At 34.5% G+C, this 16,605-nt stretch carries 12 protein-coding genes and 1 tRNA gene; 9 read left to right on the top strand and 4 right to left on the bottom strand.

Annotated elements, in window-relative coordinates:
- Positions 1 to 8: 8 nt before the first annotated feature.
- The 4 genes from uvrB (at position 9) to WBP_RS04970 (ending at position 6,056) form a co-directional block, all read left to right on the top strand.
- The gene (gene uvrB, locus WBP_RS04985; protein WP_167896249.1) at positions 9 to 1,946 is read left to right on the top strand and encodes an excinuclease ABC subunit UvrB; all 1,938 of its coding nucleotides are present in this window, start codon (positions 9 to 11) and stop codon (positions 1,944 to 1,946) included.
- 100 nt (positions 1,947 to 2,046) lie between these two features.
- Complete coding sequence (locus WBP_RS04980; protein ID WP_167896248.1) at positions 2,047 to 3,510, top strand: hypothetical protein; 1,464 nt, start codon at positions 2,047 to 2,049, stop codon at positions 3,508 to 3,510.
- A gap of 148 nt (positions 3,511 to 3,658) precedes the next feature.
- Positions 3,659 to 3,883: a hypothetical protein gene (locus WBP_RS04975; protein ID WP_167896247.1), complete on the top strand. Its 225-nt coding sequence runs from the start codon at positions 3,659 to 3,661 to the stop codon at positions 3,881 to 3,883.
- The gene (locus tag WBP_RS04970; protein ID WP_167896246.1) at positions 3,855 to 6,056 is read left to right on the top strand and encodes a hypothetical protein; all 2,202 of its coding nucleotides are present in this window, start codon (positions 3,855 to 3,857) and stop codon (positions 6,054 to 6,056) included. Before WBP_RS04975 ends, WBP_RS04970 begins: the two co-directional genes overlap by 29 nt.
- A 929-nt stretch (positions 6,057 to 6,985) precedes the next feature.
- On the opposite strand, the gene WBP_RS04965 is transcribed toward WBP_RS04970, so the two are convergent.
- The 3 genes from WBP_RS04965 to hflK are packed head-to-tail and all read right to left on the bottom strand — an operon-like array spanning position 6,986 to position 10,389.
- On the bottom strand, positions 6,986 to 8,473 hold the full coding sequence (locus WBP_RS04965) for a DegQ family serine endoprotease (protein ID WP_167896245.1): 1,488 nt from the start codon (positions 8,471 to 8,473) through the stop codon (positions 6,986 to 6,988).
- Positions 8,474 to 8,476: 3 nt separating this feature from the next.
- Entirely contained in the window at positions 8,477 to 9,349 is an 873-nt protein-coding gene (gene hflC / locus WBP_RS04960) for a protease modulator HflC (RefSeq protein WP_167896244.1), read from the bottom strand.
- Positions 9,350 to 9,351: 2 nt separating this feature from the next.
- Positions 9,352 to 10,389 carry an FtsH protease activity modulator HflK gene (gene hflK / locus WBP_RS04955; RefSeq protein ID WP_011256965.1) on the bottom strand — a complete coding sequence of 346 codons (1,038 nt, stop codon included), beginning with the start codon at positions 10,387 to 10,389 and terminating at the stop codon, positions 9,352 to 9,354.
- Positions 10,390 to 10,835: 446 nt separating this feature from the next.
- Here hflK and WBP_RS04950 point away from each other — a divergent pair, with 446 nt between their 5' ends.
- From WBP_RS04950 to WBP_RS04935, 4 genes are all read left to right on the top strand, one after another.
- Positions 10,836 to 12,461: an actin-bundling T4SS effector WalE1 family protein gene (locus WBP_RS04950; protein ID WP_167896243.1), complete on the top strand. Its 1,626-nt coding sequence runs from the start codon at positions 10,836 to 10,838 to the stop codon at positions 12,459 to 12,461.
- Positions 12,462 to 12,667: 206 nt separating this feature from the next.
- Positions 12,668 to 13,003 carry a divalent-cation tolerance protein CutA gene (cutA, locus tag WBP_RS04945; protein ID WP_167896242.1) on the top strand — a complete coding sequence of 112 codons (336 nt, stop codon included), beginning with the start codon at positions 12,668 to 12,670 and terminating at the stop codon, positions 13,001 to 13,003.
- Positions 12,994 to 13,065 (top strand) — tRNA-Gln (locus WBP_RS04940). The genes cutA and WBP_RS04940 overlap by 10 nt, the downstream gene beginning before the upstream one ends.
- A gap of 22 nt (positions 13,066 to 13,087) precedes the next feature.
- Positions 13,088 to 13,684 carry a hypothetical protein gene (locus WBP_RS04935; RefSeq protein ID WP_167896241.1) on the top strand — a complete coding sequence of 199 codons (597 nt, stop codon included), beginning with the start codon at positions 13,088 to 13,090 and terminating at the stop codon, positions 13,682 to 13,684.
- Positions 13,685 to 14,662: 978 nt separating this feature from the next.
- Here WBP_RS04935 and WBP_RS04925 read toward each other — a convergent pair.
- Entirely contained in the window at positions 14,663 to 16,237 is a 1,575-nt protein-coding gene (locus tag WBP_RS04925; protein WP_167896240.1) for a lysine--tRNA ligase, read from the bottom strand.
- 63 nt (positions 16,238 to 16,300) lie between these two features.
- Here WBP_RS04925 and WBP_RS04920 point away from each other — a divergent pair, with 63 nt between their 5' ends.
- A complete protein-coding gene (locus WBP_RS04920) occupies positions 16,301 to 16,597 on the top strand; it encodes a type IV secretion system protein VirB3 (protein WP_011256995.1) in 297 nt (98 codons plus the stop codon).
- Positions 16,598 to 16,605 lie beyond the last annotated feature (8 nt).

The raw sequence follows: 16,605 nt of genomic DNA, 5'->3' as shown, positions 1-16,605 counted from the left end.
TAGGAATTATGAAATTTCAACTAGTTACGCATTTTCAACCAGCTGGAGATCAACCGCAGGCAATAGATAGTCTAGTTGCAGGACTAAATGACAATAAAAGAGATCAGGTTTTACTTGGAGTTACTGGTTCTGGGAAGACTTTCACTATGGCAAATGTTATTGCAAGGACAAACAGACCTGCTCTCATCATTGCTCACAATAAAACTTTAGCAGCGCAGCTTTATGAGGAAATGAAAGGTTTTTTTCCCCATAATGCTGTTGAATACTTCATTTCTTATTATGATTACTATCAGCCTGAAGCTTATTTGCCACAAACTGACACTTATATTGAAAAAGATTCTGTAATCAATGAAAGAATTGATATGCTGCGTTATTCTGCCGTTTGCTCCCTTTTAGAGCGCAGGGATACAATTGTAGTTGCCAGTGTTTCCTGCATATACGGTCTTGGTTCGCCTGAAACCTACCTCAGTATGACCATAACTTTAAGTACTGGGGATAGAATTCGTATTAATGATTTCCTGAATAATTTAGCTAATCTCCAGTATAAGCGTTCTGATATCAGATTTGAGAGAGGATATTTTAGAATGCGCGGCGATGTTATCGATATATTTCCTGCCTATTATGAAGACAAAGCTTGGCGTTTATTGCTGATTGGTAATGAGATAGAAGGGATCTCTGAAATTAATGCTATAACGGGTAATATTATCAAATGCATAGATAAAATCACCATTTTTCCCAATAGCTATCATATTACATCACGTGAAACTCTGTTGCGTGCGGTTCAGCCAATTAGAGAAGAGCTGAATGAACGCTTGGATTATTACTACTCGCAAAACAAAATTGTTGAAGCACAACGCCTTGAACAGCGTACCAATTTTGATATCGAAATGATGGTAGCAACAGGAACGTGTAAAGGTATTGAAAATTATTCGCGTTATCTCTATGGAATGGAAGCTGGAGATGCACCGCCTACATTGTTTGAATATTTACCTGAGGATGTAATTTTATTTGTTGATGAAAGTCATGTTACTGTTCCTCAGATTGGTGCAATGTATAATGGTAATGAGTCACGTAAAAAAAAATTGATCGACCACGGCTTCCGGCTTCCTTCTGCTTTCGATAACCGTCCGTTAAAGTTTAAGGAGTGGGAGTCAATGCGGCCGCAGACTATTTACATTTCAGCCACTCCCGGAAAATATGAGTTGGCAAGGACGAATAACTTGTTCGTAGAGCAAGTTATTCGTCCAACAGGAATTACAGATCCAATCTGCATTGTGAAATCAGCGGAGGCTCAAGTTTACGATGTGGTTCACGAGGCGCAAGTGACAATAAAGAGAGGATTTTGTGTTCTAATTACTACATTGACCAAAAAAATGGCAGAAAAGCTGGCTGAGCATATGAGCGAGTTAAATATGAAAGTGAGTTATTTGCATTCAGATATTAGTGCGCTAGAGAGAATTGACATTATATACAAATTAAGATCGAAAGAAATTGATGTTCTAATCGGTGTTAACTTGCTGCGGGAGGGTCTTGATATTCCAGAGTGTGGTTTGGTTGCAATTCTGGATGCTGATAAAGAAGGATTTTTGCGATCAGAGACTTCACTCATTCAAACGATCGGTCGTGCTGCACGTAATGCTGAAAGCAGGGCAATTTTATATGCAGATAAAGTCACTGGTTCCATGGATCGTGCATTAAAAGAAACTGAAAGGAGAAGAAAAAAACAAAAGAAATATAGTGTCTTGCATAATGTTTTACCCAAGACTATAATAAAACCTATATCAAATACTTTAAAAGAAAAAGTGGTGGTGAAGGTAACAACAATCGGTATGAACAAGGATACTGTAAGCAGTTTAAGAAAACAGATGTTAGCACATGCCAAGAACTTAGAATTTGAAGAAGCAGCTAAAATCAAAAATATTATTGGAAGGATAAATAATCTGTGATATAATGTGCATCATTTAAAAAAGTAAGTAATTTTATTGATGCGTTTAGGATTAATACACATTAAATATTTAGTACTATAAAATTAAATTATTAAGTTTGATGGCAGAAGAGATTAACATTATGAACGATTTCACTAATAACAATAATTCAAGCGACAGTTCAATTTTCCAAGGAAAAATCTGTCCAGAAGATTTAAATAAGGCTCAGGAAGTAAATGAACTCAAAGGGGCAACTGAGGAGCTTTTTAAGAAGGTTGAGCTGCAAAAGCAGGAATATGAAGGGTTAGGGAAGGAAGCGAGCAGTGAAATACAAGGAATGTTTACTCCAGTAATGCTGGGTGATGATAATCCAACAGATGATGGTATAGTAGAAGAAACATTGGCGGAACTTGGGAAGTTTTTTCAATCTTTATTAAGTGAATTTGAAATGGACTTGGACCCAAAAACCTACGAGATGATCAATGGAAAAAGGGAGAAAAACTGGCTTGCTGCGATAATTAAATTTTTGCATGATAAGCTTAAGGAATTAGTTGAAAAGGTCTTTTCTTGCGATTTAAGTTTTGATGAGAGGATCGATAAAGAGATAAAAGAATTAGAAGAAAAGTTGCTAAGTGGTGGTTTCTCCAAAGAAGAGGAAGTAGCAGTACTGGGAAAGCTAGAAGCCCTGCGTGAGCTCAAATTGAAACTTCAAATGGCAGTAGCTGGATGGATTGTAGCAATGGTTGCTGAGATCTTTGCAGTTGAGCTAGTGGTTGCAGCGGAAGGAACAGGGACAGCTAAAGAAGAAGACAAAAAGGCGGAAAAAACGTCGTCGAAAAAAGAAGTAGAGGTTTGTAAAGAAATAGGAATAAAAGTAGGTGAAGATGAGAAATTGCGAATCTTGCCAATATCTCTTTTCTTAATCCCAGCTCGTGGTCAGTCAAATAGACTAATTATTCCTCCACTTAAGCCAGAAGAGCAGAACCTTTTACGGGATTCTCTAAAAAAGATGATTCATGGGCCTGAACATGATGTGAATAGGGAAAATTGTGAGGTAAAAGAGACAAAAGTGGAGGAAAATAAACAAGTGGAAGAATTGATTGCTGTACGTCCAACTGCTTCAGGGCAGCCTGCAACAAATACAATGGAGCTGAAGGATACTCAAAGAGATAACAGTGATTGGAAAGAAATGAAAGGTCAAGGTAAGAATAATACTTGTAAGAAAACTTTAAGGCAATCTAATCGGGGATTTGTTTCCAACGGAAATACTTCAAGGCGACCTGCTCAAAGTTCTGTTTTTAGTAGAGAGATTCCAGAACAACTAGCTCAGGAATATGTTTTTAACGGGGAAGCTTCAACTCAACATGCTACAAAATCTGTTTCTAATAGAGGGTCTTCAGGACAACTTATGAAAGGTTCTGTTGTTGGTAGTGAATATGATTTTAGTACTTGGAGTAATGCTGAATATGAAGCTCAACAAAGTTCTGTGAATAATGCCCAACCAACAAGTGAGTGTAATGATGTAAAAGTTAATAATCACGTAAACTCAATGGGAAGGGCACAAGGAGAAGCACAATCAAGATAGCAAGGTGGTATCATTCCAGCACGTAACGTTAGAATCTAGGAATATAAGAAAGACGAATAAAAATTTTTGAAAAAATATAAAAAAATGTTTGCACTGATGATTTATTTATTATATACTAATTACATAATATTTTTATTTAGGAGGTGATATGCATGGCGATAAAGGTTTTAAAGGAATGGAAGAGTGGAAACTTAAGAATGAAAAAGGTGAAGGTGGTGGAATAGTAGTACGAGTTAAAGGAGCAAGGTATGATGATCATAGCGATGTAGCAAGAAGAATACAAGAAAGAGAACGTGAGCACCAGTCTAATCAGCCTAGTAGCTCTATGGGCGGGTGTTACTCTAGTGGAGCTAGTAGCAGTCAGAAAAGATAATTATTCTAATTTAGAAATAGGGGGGTATATGCCTAATATAAAAAAAACAGTAAGTGCACTGATTAGTGCTTTTAATGTAAATAATTATGCTCGTCGTATAATTGACACTAATTTTTCTGTGCAAAGGAGAGACAAGAAAGACTGTGTTATAGTTTCATTTGATAAAGGTATGGATGATTATCAGTGTAGAAGATACCTAAGTGATATAAAAAGAAGGATAATATGTGAATTCTACGATATTGAGAAAGATAATGATAAAGAAATATTAAATACAGCTGAGTTAATTTTTGATATAAAGTCTTTTCCATTTGATCTTAGTAAAGGAGAGTGGTATTTAGATGAAGATAATAATAGGCTTGAGTTTGTAACGCCTATTGATCCAGGTGTAATTTTTAATTTAAAGTCTCATTTAGCTGCTTCACTTGCAAAAGATGTTCGAGTAGATATGCCGGCTTCTACTATGTTTATTAAAGCACCTAACAAAGAAGGTTATTTGTGGCAGGGTGAATTTCCTAATACAAAGTTATGTGAGGAATTTGTAAATTTATTTTTATCAGGTATAGAGCAAAGATATGAGAATATTCCTCAGAAACCTTTGAAGGTGAAGGACAATGATGTATATATAAAAGATATTTTTAATGATATTCAGTTTGTTGATAGTATAACACGGTATACTGCATGGCTTGTAGGGATGTACCTTGGGGTTAGCAGTAGTGATAACTATAAAGTAAAGTTATTTAAAGATATGATAATAGAGTCTGTTTATCAATCAACGGGAATAATAATAGCTGGTTTTATGTGTGCTTCTCCTCTAGGTAGAAAAGAAGCCTCAATTCTTATACCCGTTATACGAAGTTGTAAAGGAGCTAGGTTATTAACATGTAAAGAAGCTTTAATTCTAAATGAGACATTTAATGGTGCTGTGTTTGATGATATTAGTGGTGATACTCAAGCAGCATTAACAATAAATGGAAGCAGTTGGGTATGTGGTATAAACTTTTCTAACCCAGAGATTTCTCACTGTGTAATAAATAAAATCATAGAAAACTCCGTAATCAATGAAGATCATGAATTAGCCATCCCTTATAAGCCTTTAAAAAGATCATTTATGATTGATGATGAAGCAAAAGAATACATTCTGCAGCGTTTTATATTTAGTTTACCTCTTGATAATAATGAGAAATCAAAAACAGAAATATTAGGCTCTCTCTTTTCTCCTAAAGGTAGGGAGAAGCTATACTCAATTCTTTCTTTGTCTTATGAAAGAAAGAAACTATATTCAGAATTCTATGTTTCTCCTGAACAGAGTGACCAACTGGAATTAAAGTGGTGCTCACTTCATGAACAGCCGCTAACACACTTAAAGTCTCCCAGATATAGTCCAAAAGAAAAGGAGCTACTACACAATACTATAGATTCAGGTGAAGGTAGTGATCGGTCTATAAGTGCTGCTGAGGTAAATGCTGGTAGTGGATCTCCTTGGGAACTATTAAGTAAAATACCAGGTATAAAAAAGCTTTCTCCTCTGTTACCACGGCATACAACAACTGCTGATACTAACAGTAAAATAAGTAAAGCTGCTAGTCAGGAGGAGCGAATAAGAGAAAGACATAAGTCTAACATTTCTGTTATTTCTACGGACAGTGCTATTTCTTGTAAATCAGGTTCACCACAATCTACAAATAAAACAGGTGGTACGATTGATAGTGGTATAAGTTCCTTGCGATGGTCGAGTGTTGTTGACGTTGTGGAATCTAGTGGTGAAGGTAAATTCCCTCGAGGTTCTTTTCAGTACGCTTCATCAGTAAGTAGTTTATCGACTACAAGCAGTGATTCTGTATCAAGTAACATATCAAGCAAAACTATTATACCAAGTAAAACAATTGATGTGTCGCGTTATAATAGAGAACATGGTCCTTCTGTACTGTATAATGAAGGTGAAGGTATTGATAAAAAAAAGCTTGGTCTAGAACTTACATTTGAACCTGGCAAGTATCACATACCACCTTCTAAAGGAAATAATTTGCCGTACCATTGTAAATGCACTGACACTGATTTATCATCTTCAAACCCGAGTGCTCCTATCAAGGGATCTAAAGATAAGCGACCATCTTCACATTTGGATTCTATTAGTACAAGTGGGGCTAAGGCTTTCTTTAAGAATCTATTTTAATTCTTTAAGCTATTGGGTTTATTTATTTAATATATCTTATTTCACTATAACCACTTAACCAGGGTCGGAGGTAAAATCCTGGCCCTTTTGGGCATAACCATATGGACATTGGGGTTTGAGAATAATTTCCATTGAAAGGGGGGTGTGGTGTCATCTAAGTAGCCTCCTTTTCCTGTCATTCCGTATCCTCTCTTGTCATCCAGTGTGTAACATTAGCATCCAGTCTTTTATTTCTTGATTCCAGCTAGCTTTGTTGCTCGCAACCTATGAAAAGTTAACTATAGTTAAGATTATAGTTAATCTATTAAAAATCTTATTTTTTTTGCAATCAATCTGATCAAATAGTAATTCGTTATTTGTATTAATAAATTCAATTCTATTCAAAATAGCTAAAGCATTGAAATTCTTGAATTTTAGCTGAATGGTAGTGAAATTTCTTTTATAAAAGTTTAGGTATTCTACTGAACGTTCTTGTTTACTGATATTCTTTCCCAGTTTCAACTACTTGCATGATATCAAGTAGTAGCCTCTTGCTCAAATATGTAAAAAGTCTCATAATAAAAGTTGGTTAAATTTTTAACCAACTCAGAAAAAGGCAAAAGAAACCCTAACTCTACTATCTATTTTCAGTATCGACATTTTTTAAGTCTAAAGCTTTATAAGCGCGTTTCGACTTGTATAGTAAAACCTAGACTGTTGTTGAAGACATAGGGTGCGCATAGGCAAAAATTAAAAAATAAGACGCTAATCATATTATACTCCTGCTGTTCAATCTGCGCAGATAAAGATAACTAAATACCTCCAGCATTATGATAAGAGGATTGGCAGGGCTTGTAATGTCAGGTAATTTTTGCATTTTTTGTGTGGGGGATAACTTGGAAGACACTATTCTAGTAAACTGAAATCCGTTTATGGACTTAGTAATGAGATTACTTCTTCAACTTTATCGAAGTAAAGAACTGATTTCCATTGCGGTAAATAAGCAACATTATTGAATCTTTACCGCTTTTCTTTATTGCTAAATCAACTTGTTTTTGAAAATTTTCAGTATTTTCTATATCAACCCCATCTAGTTGAATAATGATATCTCCTTTTTTGATACCACGCAGTGTAGCGTTACTATTACTATCTACATTGGTAACTATCACACCTTTTATAGGCGTGTCATTTTTACTTTCTTTTGACTCTTTTGGTAGATTTGAAACAGTTAAACCAGTTATATAGTCAGATATTGATCTATTTTCTTCTGTGTTGCTATCTTTGCTGTCATTTACAGATTCTTCGATAACAACTTTAACATTAACTTCTTTACCTTTTCTCAATAACTTAATTTGCACTTTTTTCCCAGGTTCAGTCCTTGAGACCATTTGAGGTAGTTGTGTCATTCTATCAATTTTTTTACCATCAAATTCTAATAATATGTCACCTACCTTAATACCACCTTTTTCTGCAGGACTATCCTTCACTATGTTTGCAACCAGTGCACCTTTTACGTCTTTTAAACCTAAAGATTCAGCAAATTCTCTTGTTATAGGCTGGACTTGTACGCCAAGCCAACCGTGTTTTATTTTTTTACCACTTTTTAATGTATCAATAATAGATATAGCTAGATTAGATGGTATAGCAAAGCCTATACCCACATTGCCGCCAGACTCAGATGGGGAATAAATAGCAGTGTTAATACCTATAACTTTTCCATTTAAATCAAATAATGGACCTCCAGAGTTACCTCTATTAATTGCAGCATCAGTTTGAATAAACTCACTCGTGGTGCCAATACTAATGTCCCTGGACCTTGCAGATATAATTCCTGTACTTACAGAACCACCTAAACCAAATGGGTTACCTATTGCCATAACCGTATCACCAACCCTTGCTTTATCGGAGTTACTAAACGTTACAAAGGAAAGGTCTTTGTCAGCTTTGATCTTAAGCACAGCGAGGTCAGTTCTTGCATCGTAACCCAAAACTTCTGCTTTGAAATAGGTGTTATCATTCATAGTAACTGTGATGTCTTGGGCGTTTTTAATAACGTGATAATTGGTTACTATAGTTCCACTTTTATCTATAATGAATCCTGATCCAAGCAATACCACTTCTCTGTTGATACTAGGGTTCCTATCTGTAAAAAACTGATCAAAATGCTCAAAGAACTCTCTAAAATCGTCAAAGAAATTATTTCTTGGTGCAAAAGGGGTTTTAGTTCTATTGTTATTTTCTTGCTTAATTATTTGTTCACTTGAGATGTTTACAACTGCAGGAATAAGTTCTTCCACTAGATCAGCAAGCCCTTGATTACAGTTGCATACATAGGTATTAGTGTCTGAGACCTTTCTTGTACCCCAATCAAACATATTAGCATACGAAGAAAATGAAATCAGAAAACATGCAAATATAGATAAAACCTTACTTTTCATAAACTATTTCCATCCCTTATTCAAAATATTTAAGAAATTATTATTTAGTGAAAGTATAAATTTAGTGTTATTTTCAGTAAATGACTTACTGTAAGCTCTCATAGAGCGATAAAAGTTAAAAAACTCTTCATCAACTTTAAATGCACTGTTATAAATTCTAGTTGCTTCAGCATAACCACGACCTCTTATTTCATAAGCTTCTCTTACTGCACTAGCAATAATTTCCCTTTTTAGTTTATCAGCTTTTGATCTAATTTCCTGCCCTGCTTGTTCTCCTTCTGCTCTAATTTCTTTTGCTTCTTTTTCTCTTTCAGTTTGCATACGCCGAAATATTGCAGAGCTATTTTCCTCTGGTAAATCTGCTCTCTTAATCCTGACATCTATTATTTCTATACCAAATTTTCCAGCTTCAGAGTAAACTCCACGCTGGATTAGTTGCATGACTTCTGATCTTTTTTCATTTAATAAACTAATTAATGAAAACCTCCCTATATTTTCCCTTATATGCGCTTCCATGATTGGATATAATCTTCTGACTAACCCTGATTCATTTCCCACAGTTTGGTAAAAAGTGATAGGATCTACTATTTTATATTTTGCATAAGCATCTACTATGACACGTTTTTGATCTGCAGTTATCACTTCTCTTGGAGTTTTGTCAGGACTTAAATCTAAAACTCTCTTATCAAGAAATTCTACGTTATTTATAAGTGGTAACTTGAAATATAAACCGCTTTTTCTAATATCTCTTACAACTTTACCCAGTTGTATAACTATTGCTTGCTTTGTTTCTTGCACAACAAATATTGAATTAGATAGAACAATCAACAAGATAGCAAATATAGAAACAAAAGCAATTTTAATGTTACTGCGCATGGTTATTTTCCCAAATTTGTAAGAGGTAAATAAGAAAACATACCTTTCAAATCTTCAGTGACAACAACTTTATCTACTTTATTAAAGATATTTTCCATAGTTTCAAGATAAATACGGTTTTTTACGAGAGAAGGATTTTGCTTGTATTCCTCATAAAGAGATAAAAAGCGATTTGCATTACCTTTTGCTTCATTTATTATCTCATTTTCATATGCTTCCGCATCTAGTTTTATCTTTATTGCCTCACCCTTTGCTCGAGGTATAATATCATTGCTGTAAGCATATGCCTCATTTATAGTACGCTCTTTATCTGCACGAGCACTTTGTACATCTCTAAATGAGCTAATTACTTTTTCTGGTGGGTCGATTTTTTTCATTTGAACAGATAAAATTTCTATGCCCATTTGATATCCGTCAAGAATTTGTTGCAATAAAATTCTAGTGTCTCTGGAAATTTCAGCTCTGCCTTGACCTTCGAGTGCAAAAGAGATCGTGTTTTTGCCTATTATTTCTCTCATAGCACTCTCAGCAGCATTTTTAACACTAAAACCAGGTTTATAATCCCTTACTTTGAATAAATAATCCTTAGCGTCCCTAACGCGCCATTGGACCTCAAAGTTAACGTTAACTATATTCTCATCTCCAGTGAGCATCACACCTTCGCCGCGATCTGTGTCTCGCCCATAAGGGCTACTTATCCCAATTTCTTCACGATTTACTTCCTTAACGTTCACTTTAAAAACCTTGCCGATAGGGTAAGGGAAGTGATAACGCAAGCCAGGTGTTTCCGTATTGGAATATTTACCAAATGTAAGCTCTATGCCTTCTTCACTTGGATGGACAATATAAAAACCAGTACAGACATAGAATAACAAAATAATAAAAATGATGAAATAAGGCTTTTTGCCACTATTTCTTGTTAAACCAATAAAAAAGTACCTTATCTCAGATATAGCTTTACTTAAAATATCTTCATTATTAGGAGTTTTATTCCCTACCGTTTTTTTTTCCAGGTTCCAAGGATTATGTTCATCAAACATAATGATTAATTCTATCAATTAATACACTAGTATTACTTCTTTAATAAGAAAATGCAAGCATAAATTACTTTTATTTACGAGTTAATTATCAGAATGGAAGACGTGATCGTACACTTTCTTTTCTCTATGTGATATGGTTAACTCTATAGAACTTTCTGGCCTTATTTTAAATCCCTTATTATTGTTCTTAGGTGCACTGCGTTTTCATGTAGGTAAGAATAGTGATTGGATAATAAAACTATTGTTAAAACTGCAATGAAGAATGCCCTTTTATACATCACATAAATACTTTAGCCCGGAGAGCCTTTAACCTGATTTCTACGCCACAGAAAAACACGTCAAACAAAACTATTTAAAGATGAATGAGCACTAACAGCCAAGTTAATACTAACTTAAGGATTGGAGGCATACAATATCAATATGTTTGATTAATAGTGAGGTTCAAAATGTTACTTAGTCAAGAAGCAAATTCAAATTCTGTTGAAGCACAAAAACTTCAACAAGTAGATAATATTACACCTTCTTCGGAGGGTTTATTACAACAAATGCAATCATTGGAGAAAAGGATAAAGTCGTTAGAAGTAACGAACAGAGTAATACTTGGTTTATTTATAAGTACGTTAGCAACAGCCATGACAGTAGGAGCTGGTTTTGCCATTGCAGCAGCTCCGATAATTGCTGGCAGTATAGTAGGTGGAGTGCTTGCAACTGTAGCACTTGTAGCACTTGGTGCAACTGTATATAGATGCAGGGCACAAGTAGAGGCGGGCTTCAGATATGCTGCAGAAAAGACAATTAAAGGGGTAAAATATATTGGGGAAAAAATTAAAGATAGTGCTATACATGCTAAAGACTCAGTAAAAGAAGCTGTGAGTTCTATGGGGCAAGTGGCAAGGGAAGAAACTAGTTCTGTGTTGAAAACAATGGGGCATAAGCTAAGTGGTTTAGGTGCGAGTATGTCTAATTTAGATAGCATCCCGTATTCAATAGGGCTGCAAGATTCAATGGTTGTTTCAAAAACAGAAGAAAAAACGAAAAATTTTAATAGTATAAAAGAAATGTTCGTTAAGGAGGTTTTTGAAGACAAAGCTATTGATAGCTCTGTTTTAGTCAAAAAAATATTCTCTGAATTGAAGGGAAAAGTATTAGAAAAAGCTTACTCTATTGATGGTCAACAAGGGTTCAAAAAGGACCAGTTAATCAATCAATTAGGGCAGCAAGCAGATTTTGTTAGCAAATTAAGCTCTAAGAAGTTGCAAAATCTATTAGCTCAAGGTGACAACAATCTTTATGAAATTTTCTCTGAACACCATGATGAGATTAAGAGAATTGTTAAAGAGCACAAAACAGAGCATAATTTTTCAGAAAGTCTTAATAGAATGGCAAAAAGGCATGATGAAAGCAGAAAAGATTCAACACAATCTAGTTTACCAAGAAGCAATTCACTTAGTTCTGTAAGAACTGACAGTACTGTTAATAGTGTAGCAGAATTGTTGAATTCTGAGGGGCATAGAGAAGTACGATCTTCTAGTAAGCTCCTAAGGTGGTTACCATGGAATAAAGTAAGCAAAGCACCAGAAGAAGCTACTAACGTTAAGTATCAAGTTCTTCCTGAATCAGACATACTAGCTAGAGAAATAGGAAAGAGAACTTTTTATGGTATTCCTGTTCCAGCTGAAGGTGTTGATAAAACTGTAACAGTCAACCCTAATCTTTTTAGAAGCAACTCACCTAATAGCTTATATGGTTCTCCTGTGCTTACTCCAGCTGTTCTACTACAGGTACCAAAAAGTCTTTCTCTGGGCTCCTTAAGTTCTGATAGTGGAATGGATTCTGGTCCTTCTACGTTGGAAAAACAAAGTCTTTCTCCAGGAGACTTGGCTAAAGCTCGTGCAAGCTTGAAAAACACAGGTTCTTTGGGCAAGCTGGTGGAACAACAGCCTTCTGCTTCCGCGCCAGCAGTAGAAGATGTGAGTGAAGACTTAGAAGAAGACTTCAAAAAAGATAAACCTGCTACAACGTTTAGTCAACCTAAGGCTGAAAAATCAGGTGCAGAAGTGTCGTATCTCTAAACAAAATACCTACTTTCTGTAAAAGGATGTTATTCATCGAGTAACATCCTTTTTTTGTTTTTCTGATTAAGGATTTGATCATAAAAAATTTCTAAATTCCAGTGTTATATACTGAAACAACAGGATTTCAAAAAAAGTCTCTTCTATTTTTTCTTGATAGATTAATCTAAGTAAAGTATAGTAGCAATGCGTTTATGTAGATTCTAATGAACAGTTTAGTTTTAGTTTATACGACTTTTTCAAATGTGAAGGAGGCTAAAGCTGTTTCTGAAGAATTATTAAACAAGAAATTAATTATATGTGTAAATATATTTCCTAAAGTGAATTCTCTTTATTTATGGAAAGGTGAAATTAATAGTAGTTGTGAAGTAATAGCAATTATGAAAACCAGAAGCGATCAAGTTGATAAAATTGTAGAAAAAGTTGAGGCAATGCATTCTTATGATCAGCCAGCTATTGTGATAATACCTATAGAAAAAGTAAATAAATCTTTTGCTAATTGGGTTAATAGTGTTATTGATGTGAGTAGTATTGGGGTGTAGCCAAGTGGTAAGGCAGCGGTTTTTGATACCGCCATGCGAAGGTTCGAATCCTTCTACCCCAGCCGTATTTAATGGTGGTGTAAAATGATGTCGCTTTTCTATAAGTTAAGGTTATTAAATTACATATTAGGCAGCTTAAAGGACATAGTTGTAAAGCTATTTCTCCTCACAGTTTATCTTTATGTATCCAGCATTATGCTCATATTTCTTAGCAATGGCTTTTGGTATGCTGTAGAATTTAGCTCTCCAAAAAATGCATTTTTCCATCTGTTTCAATATTGCAAGTGGTATTATGACAACAGAGAAAATCTGGGTTATGAAGTTTCTTTTAGAGTGTTAGTGGGATTTCTTGCTCCGCACTTTCTCTATAGGTTGTTTCTTAACACAGGCTGGAAGTCTTTTTTAAAGGAAAAGGTGATACAAATGCTCAAATTTATAATCATAGGTAAAAGGGTCAATAGAGTAAGTTACAGTAGTAAACCAAGTGCCAGTAGTTATAGCTATAGCAGTAAGAACAGTTACAGTAGTAACAGTCGTTATGGTTGCAATGATGAACATCATTCTCAAGATGCAAAACGAAAAGTAAATATGATAAAGCAGCTATTAATTAAAGATATAGAGGAAGCTATAGATAGAAGGTTGCATGGTATTTTTTTCAGTGAAAAAGGCAAATCCCATTAAGTATGTACAGAAAGTTTTATCTGATTTTTTTAGTAAGGCTTTCTAGAATTGGCTATATTTTGTTTTTTACATATATCTGGTCATAATCAGCAAGTATACATGTATATACGAAATCTCGACTAAAGTCTGATAACCAGAAATTGCTTTATGTTTTTCTACCAAACTTTCTGCTTTTTTTACAGTTACTTGTTGCATTAATCATTGCCTATGCTATTACTGATTTCTACAACACACAACACCTTTGTATATCATCTAATGTACTGTTTATTTCATAGTAATTAAAAAAAATTCTTTAAAATTGAAGTTATTTGACATGATAATACCTACTTGGATTTGGGAATTCGGGTTTGAAGTGATTTAAGTTATATAAACGCAATGCTACAAGGTAAACTTAGTGCATGATACATAATTATGTATCATGCACTGAAGTGAACCCTACTTTTTTCTGGATCTCAGATTTGAGTGATCTCTCTCTTAAATCGCTTTAGCTGTAAATGTTTAAGGAACTCATCAAGCAGGAAAAAAAGCAAAAGAAACCTTAGTGATATCTCTTGTAGGAACTTGACATTAATGTCTTATATGCTTGGTAAGTAGTCAACCTTGGAATTATAAATATCCATAACGTCACGATAAGGGTAATGCAGAAGTTTTTCAAATAATTTCTTTATAAAAAAAAGAAGGTTAGTTGATTTTTGAACTAATTCTTAAATAAAGAACAATGCAATGTGAGTTGTTTACTGTTCTCTCAAAAACTTGGCGCTTATTACATTACCTAATAAGCGAGATTCAGCTAACGTAGATAAAAATTTATAAAGACATGGAGTGTCTATATAAGAAAAATTAAACATAACACACCTAGTTTAATAATGTGCTTTTGTCACTTAAATAAAGATTAAGGATAAATTTTAGGTCTAAAACATCCCCATATAAGGGTTCTTAAGGCCTGTAAAATGGGCTTTTATATTCAATAAAAAAACTCTAAAGTGTACGTCCAATAGCACTGTCTATAAGAGAAATTGTATTATTTACTCCATAAATTTTAATAAAAGATCCCATTCTTGGGCCGGTTTTTTGGCCAAGTAGCGTTTCATACAGCAACTGAAACCAATCACGTAAATTGTTGTAATTGTGTTTTTTCCCAATGGAAAAGATCTGAGATTGAATTTCTTCAGCAGTGGCTGTAATAGGCAAGGAATGCAGGATGTTCTTTAGATCTAGTAACGCTTCTTTCTCTTTTTCATTTGGGGCTTTATATGCTTTTGTTGGCTTAACAAAGTCGTGATAATATCTAACTGCAAAATCTGAAAGCCTGTCTAGCATCTTATTACTTTCTGGTATAACGTTCGGTGTATAAGTGGATATAAAACCCCAAAGAATCTCTTTGTTTTTAGCGTTACAAGCTGCTGCTAGGTTTAAGAGCAATGAGAAATTTATACCTGAAGTTTCCACGTTTGGAACTTTACTCTGGTGGATATGCCAGGCAGGATTATTTATATCTTTCTCTTTGCCTTCATTGTAACGCTTAACAAACTCTAAATATTCATCAGTTGATTTTGGTATTACATCAAAATATAGACGTTTAGCTTTTTTAGGGCTCTGAAAAATGTATAACGCTAAGCTCTCTATTGGTGCATAAGTTAACCACTTCTCAATTGAAATGCCATTTCCTTTTGATTTTGATATCTTCTTTCCTTCTTTATCAAGGAAAAACTCATAGCAAAACAAAAGCGGTGGCTTTTCTCCAAGTATTTTACATATTTGACTTGAAAGCACAGCAGATGGAGTCAAATCTTTGCCATGAGCTTCATAATTGACTCCAAATGCGGCCCATCTCATTCCCCAATCCGGTTTCCATTGCAATTTACATCTGCCTTTTGTCACCGGGATTTCTATTTTTTCTCCATTTTGGTCCTTGTATGTGATTGTTCCTTTATCTGTATTCCTTTCAATTACTGAAACTTGTAAAACTTGAGAAGTTTCCAGACATATAGGCAAAAATGGACTATATGTCTGCTGTCTTTCTTCTCGGAATGATGGAAGCATTATATCCATCACTTTATCGTAATTTTTCAGCAGGAGCAAAAGTTTTTCATCGTAAATACCAGACTTGTAACACTCTGTAGCACTTCTAAATTCGTATTCGAACTCGAATAGATCAAGAAACTTACACAACAGCGAATTCATATGATGGCCATAACTTTCATGAGTGCCAAATGGGTCAGGTATCATAGTCAACGGCTTGTTTAAATGTTCTCTTAGCATTTCCTGATTTGGTATATTATCTGGTATTTTCCGCAAACCGTCCATATCGTCGGAAACTGCAATAATTTTGGTTTTTATTTCAGGAGCTATTTTTTTCAGTGCATTTGCAACAACTGTAGTACGGAAGACTTCTCCAAAAGTACCAATATGCGGCAAACCCGAAGGCCCGTAGCCAGTCTCAAATATTATCTCTTTTTTATCAGGAAATTCTTGCAATACCTTTTCTACTTCCTGAAACGGCCAGCTTATCATTAAGATTAAATTAATCATCTTACCTAAAATACCGCTCATTTCAATGGATTTTTAATTAATGATGTAGTATTAGTGTTAGAGCTATTAGTGAGAAGGGTATATATGTCCACAGGCAGCATACAAACAGATCAGTTATTTAAAGGTCTTACACGACCTGCAATGCTTTTTGGTGTGAGTTACATGTTTGCAATACTAAATGTTCTAATTTGTATGTTAATTTTTATCAACTCAAACGATCTTAGAATAATTCTTTTGATGTTACCAGGGATACATGGACTTGGTTATATAGCTTCTGCAAAAGAACCGTTGTTTATTGAATTATTTATGGTAAAATTAGGAAAATGCTCTAAATGTTTGAATCGTTTTTACTATGGAGCCAATTCTTACGACATTACTTAATGTTATGC

The organism is Wolbachia endosymbiont of Brugia pahangi (assembly GCF_012030695.1).
Classification (GTDB): Bacteria; Pseudomonadota; Alphaproteobacteria; order Rickettsiales; family Anaplasmataceae; genus Wolbachia.
The sequence above is the reverse complement of the archived record's forward strand: the minus strand, read 5'-3'. Positions and strand labels throughout refer to the sequence as shown.

Coding starts and splice junctions, on each gene's coding strand:
- cutA (WP_167896242.1), top strand. CDS start 12,668: ATGAACAGTTTAGTTTTAGTTTATACGACTTTTTCAAATGTGAAGGAG.
- hflC (WP_167896244.1), bottom strand. CDS start 9,349: ATGCGCAGTAACATTAAAATTGCTTTTGTTTCTATATTTGCTATCTTG.
- hflK (WP_011256965.1), bottom strand. CDS start 10,389: ATGTTTGATGAACATAATCCTTGGAACCTGGAAAAAAAAACGGTAGGG.
- WBP_RS04950 (WP_167896243.1), top strand. CDS start 10,836: ATGTTACTTAGTCAAGAAGCAAATTCAAATTCTGTTGAAGCACAAAAA.
- WBP_RS04935 (WP_167896241.1), top strand. CDS start 13,088: ATGATGTCGCTTTTCTATAAGTTAAGGTTATTAAATTACATATTAGGC.
- uvrB (WP_167896249.1), top strand. CDS start 9: ATGAAATTTCAACTAGTTACGCATTTTCAACCAGCTGGAGATCAACCG.
- WBP_RS04920 (WP_011256995.1), top strand. CDS start 16,301: ATGTCCACAGGCAGCATACAAACAGATCAGTTATTTAAAGGTCTTACA.
- WBP_RS04975 (WP_167896247.1), top strand. CDS start 3,659: ATGCATGGCGATAAAGGTTTTAAAGGAATGGAAGAGTGGAAACTTAAG.
- WBP_RS04980 (WP_167896248.1), top strand. CDS start 2,047: ATGGCAGAAGAGATTAACATTATGAACGATTTCACTAATAACAATAAT.
- WBP_RS04965 (WP_167896245.1), bottom strand. CDS start 8,473: ATGAAAAGTAAGGTTTTATCTATATTTGCATGTTTTCTGATTTCATTT.
- WBP_RS04925 (WP_167896240.1), bottom strand. CDS start 16,237: ATGAGCGGTATTTTAGGTAAGATGATTAATTTAATCTTAATGATAAGC.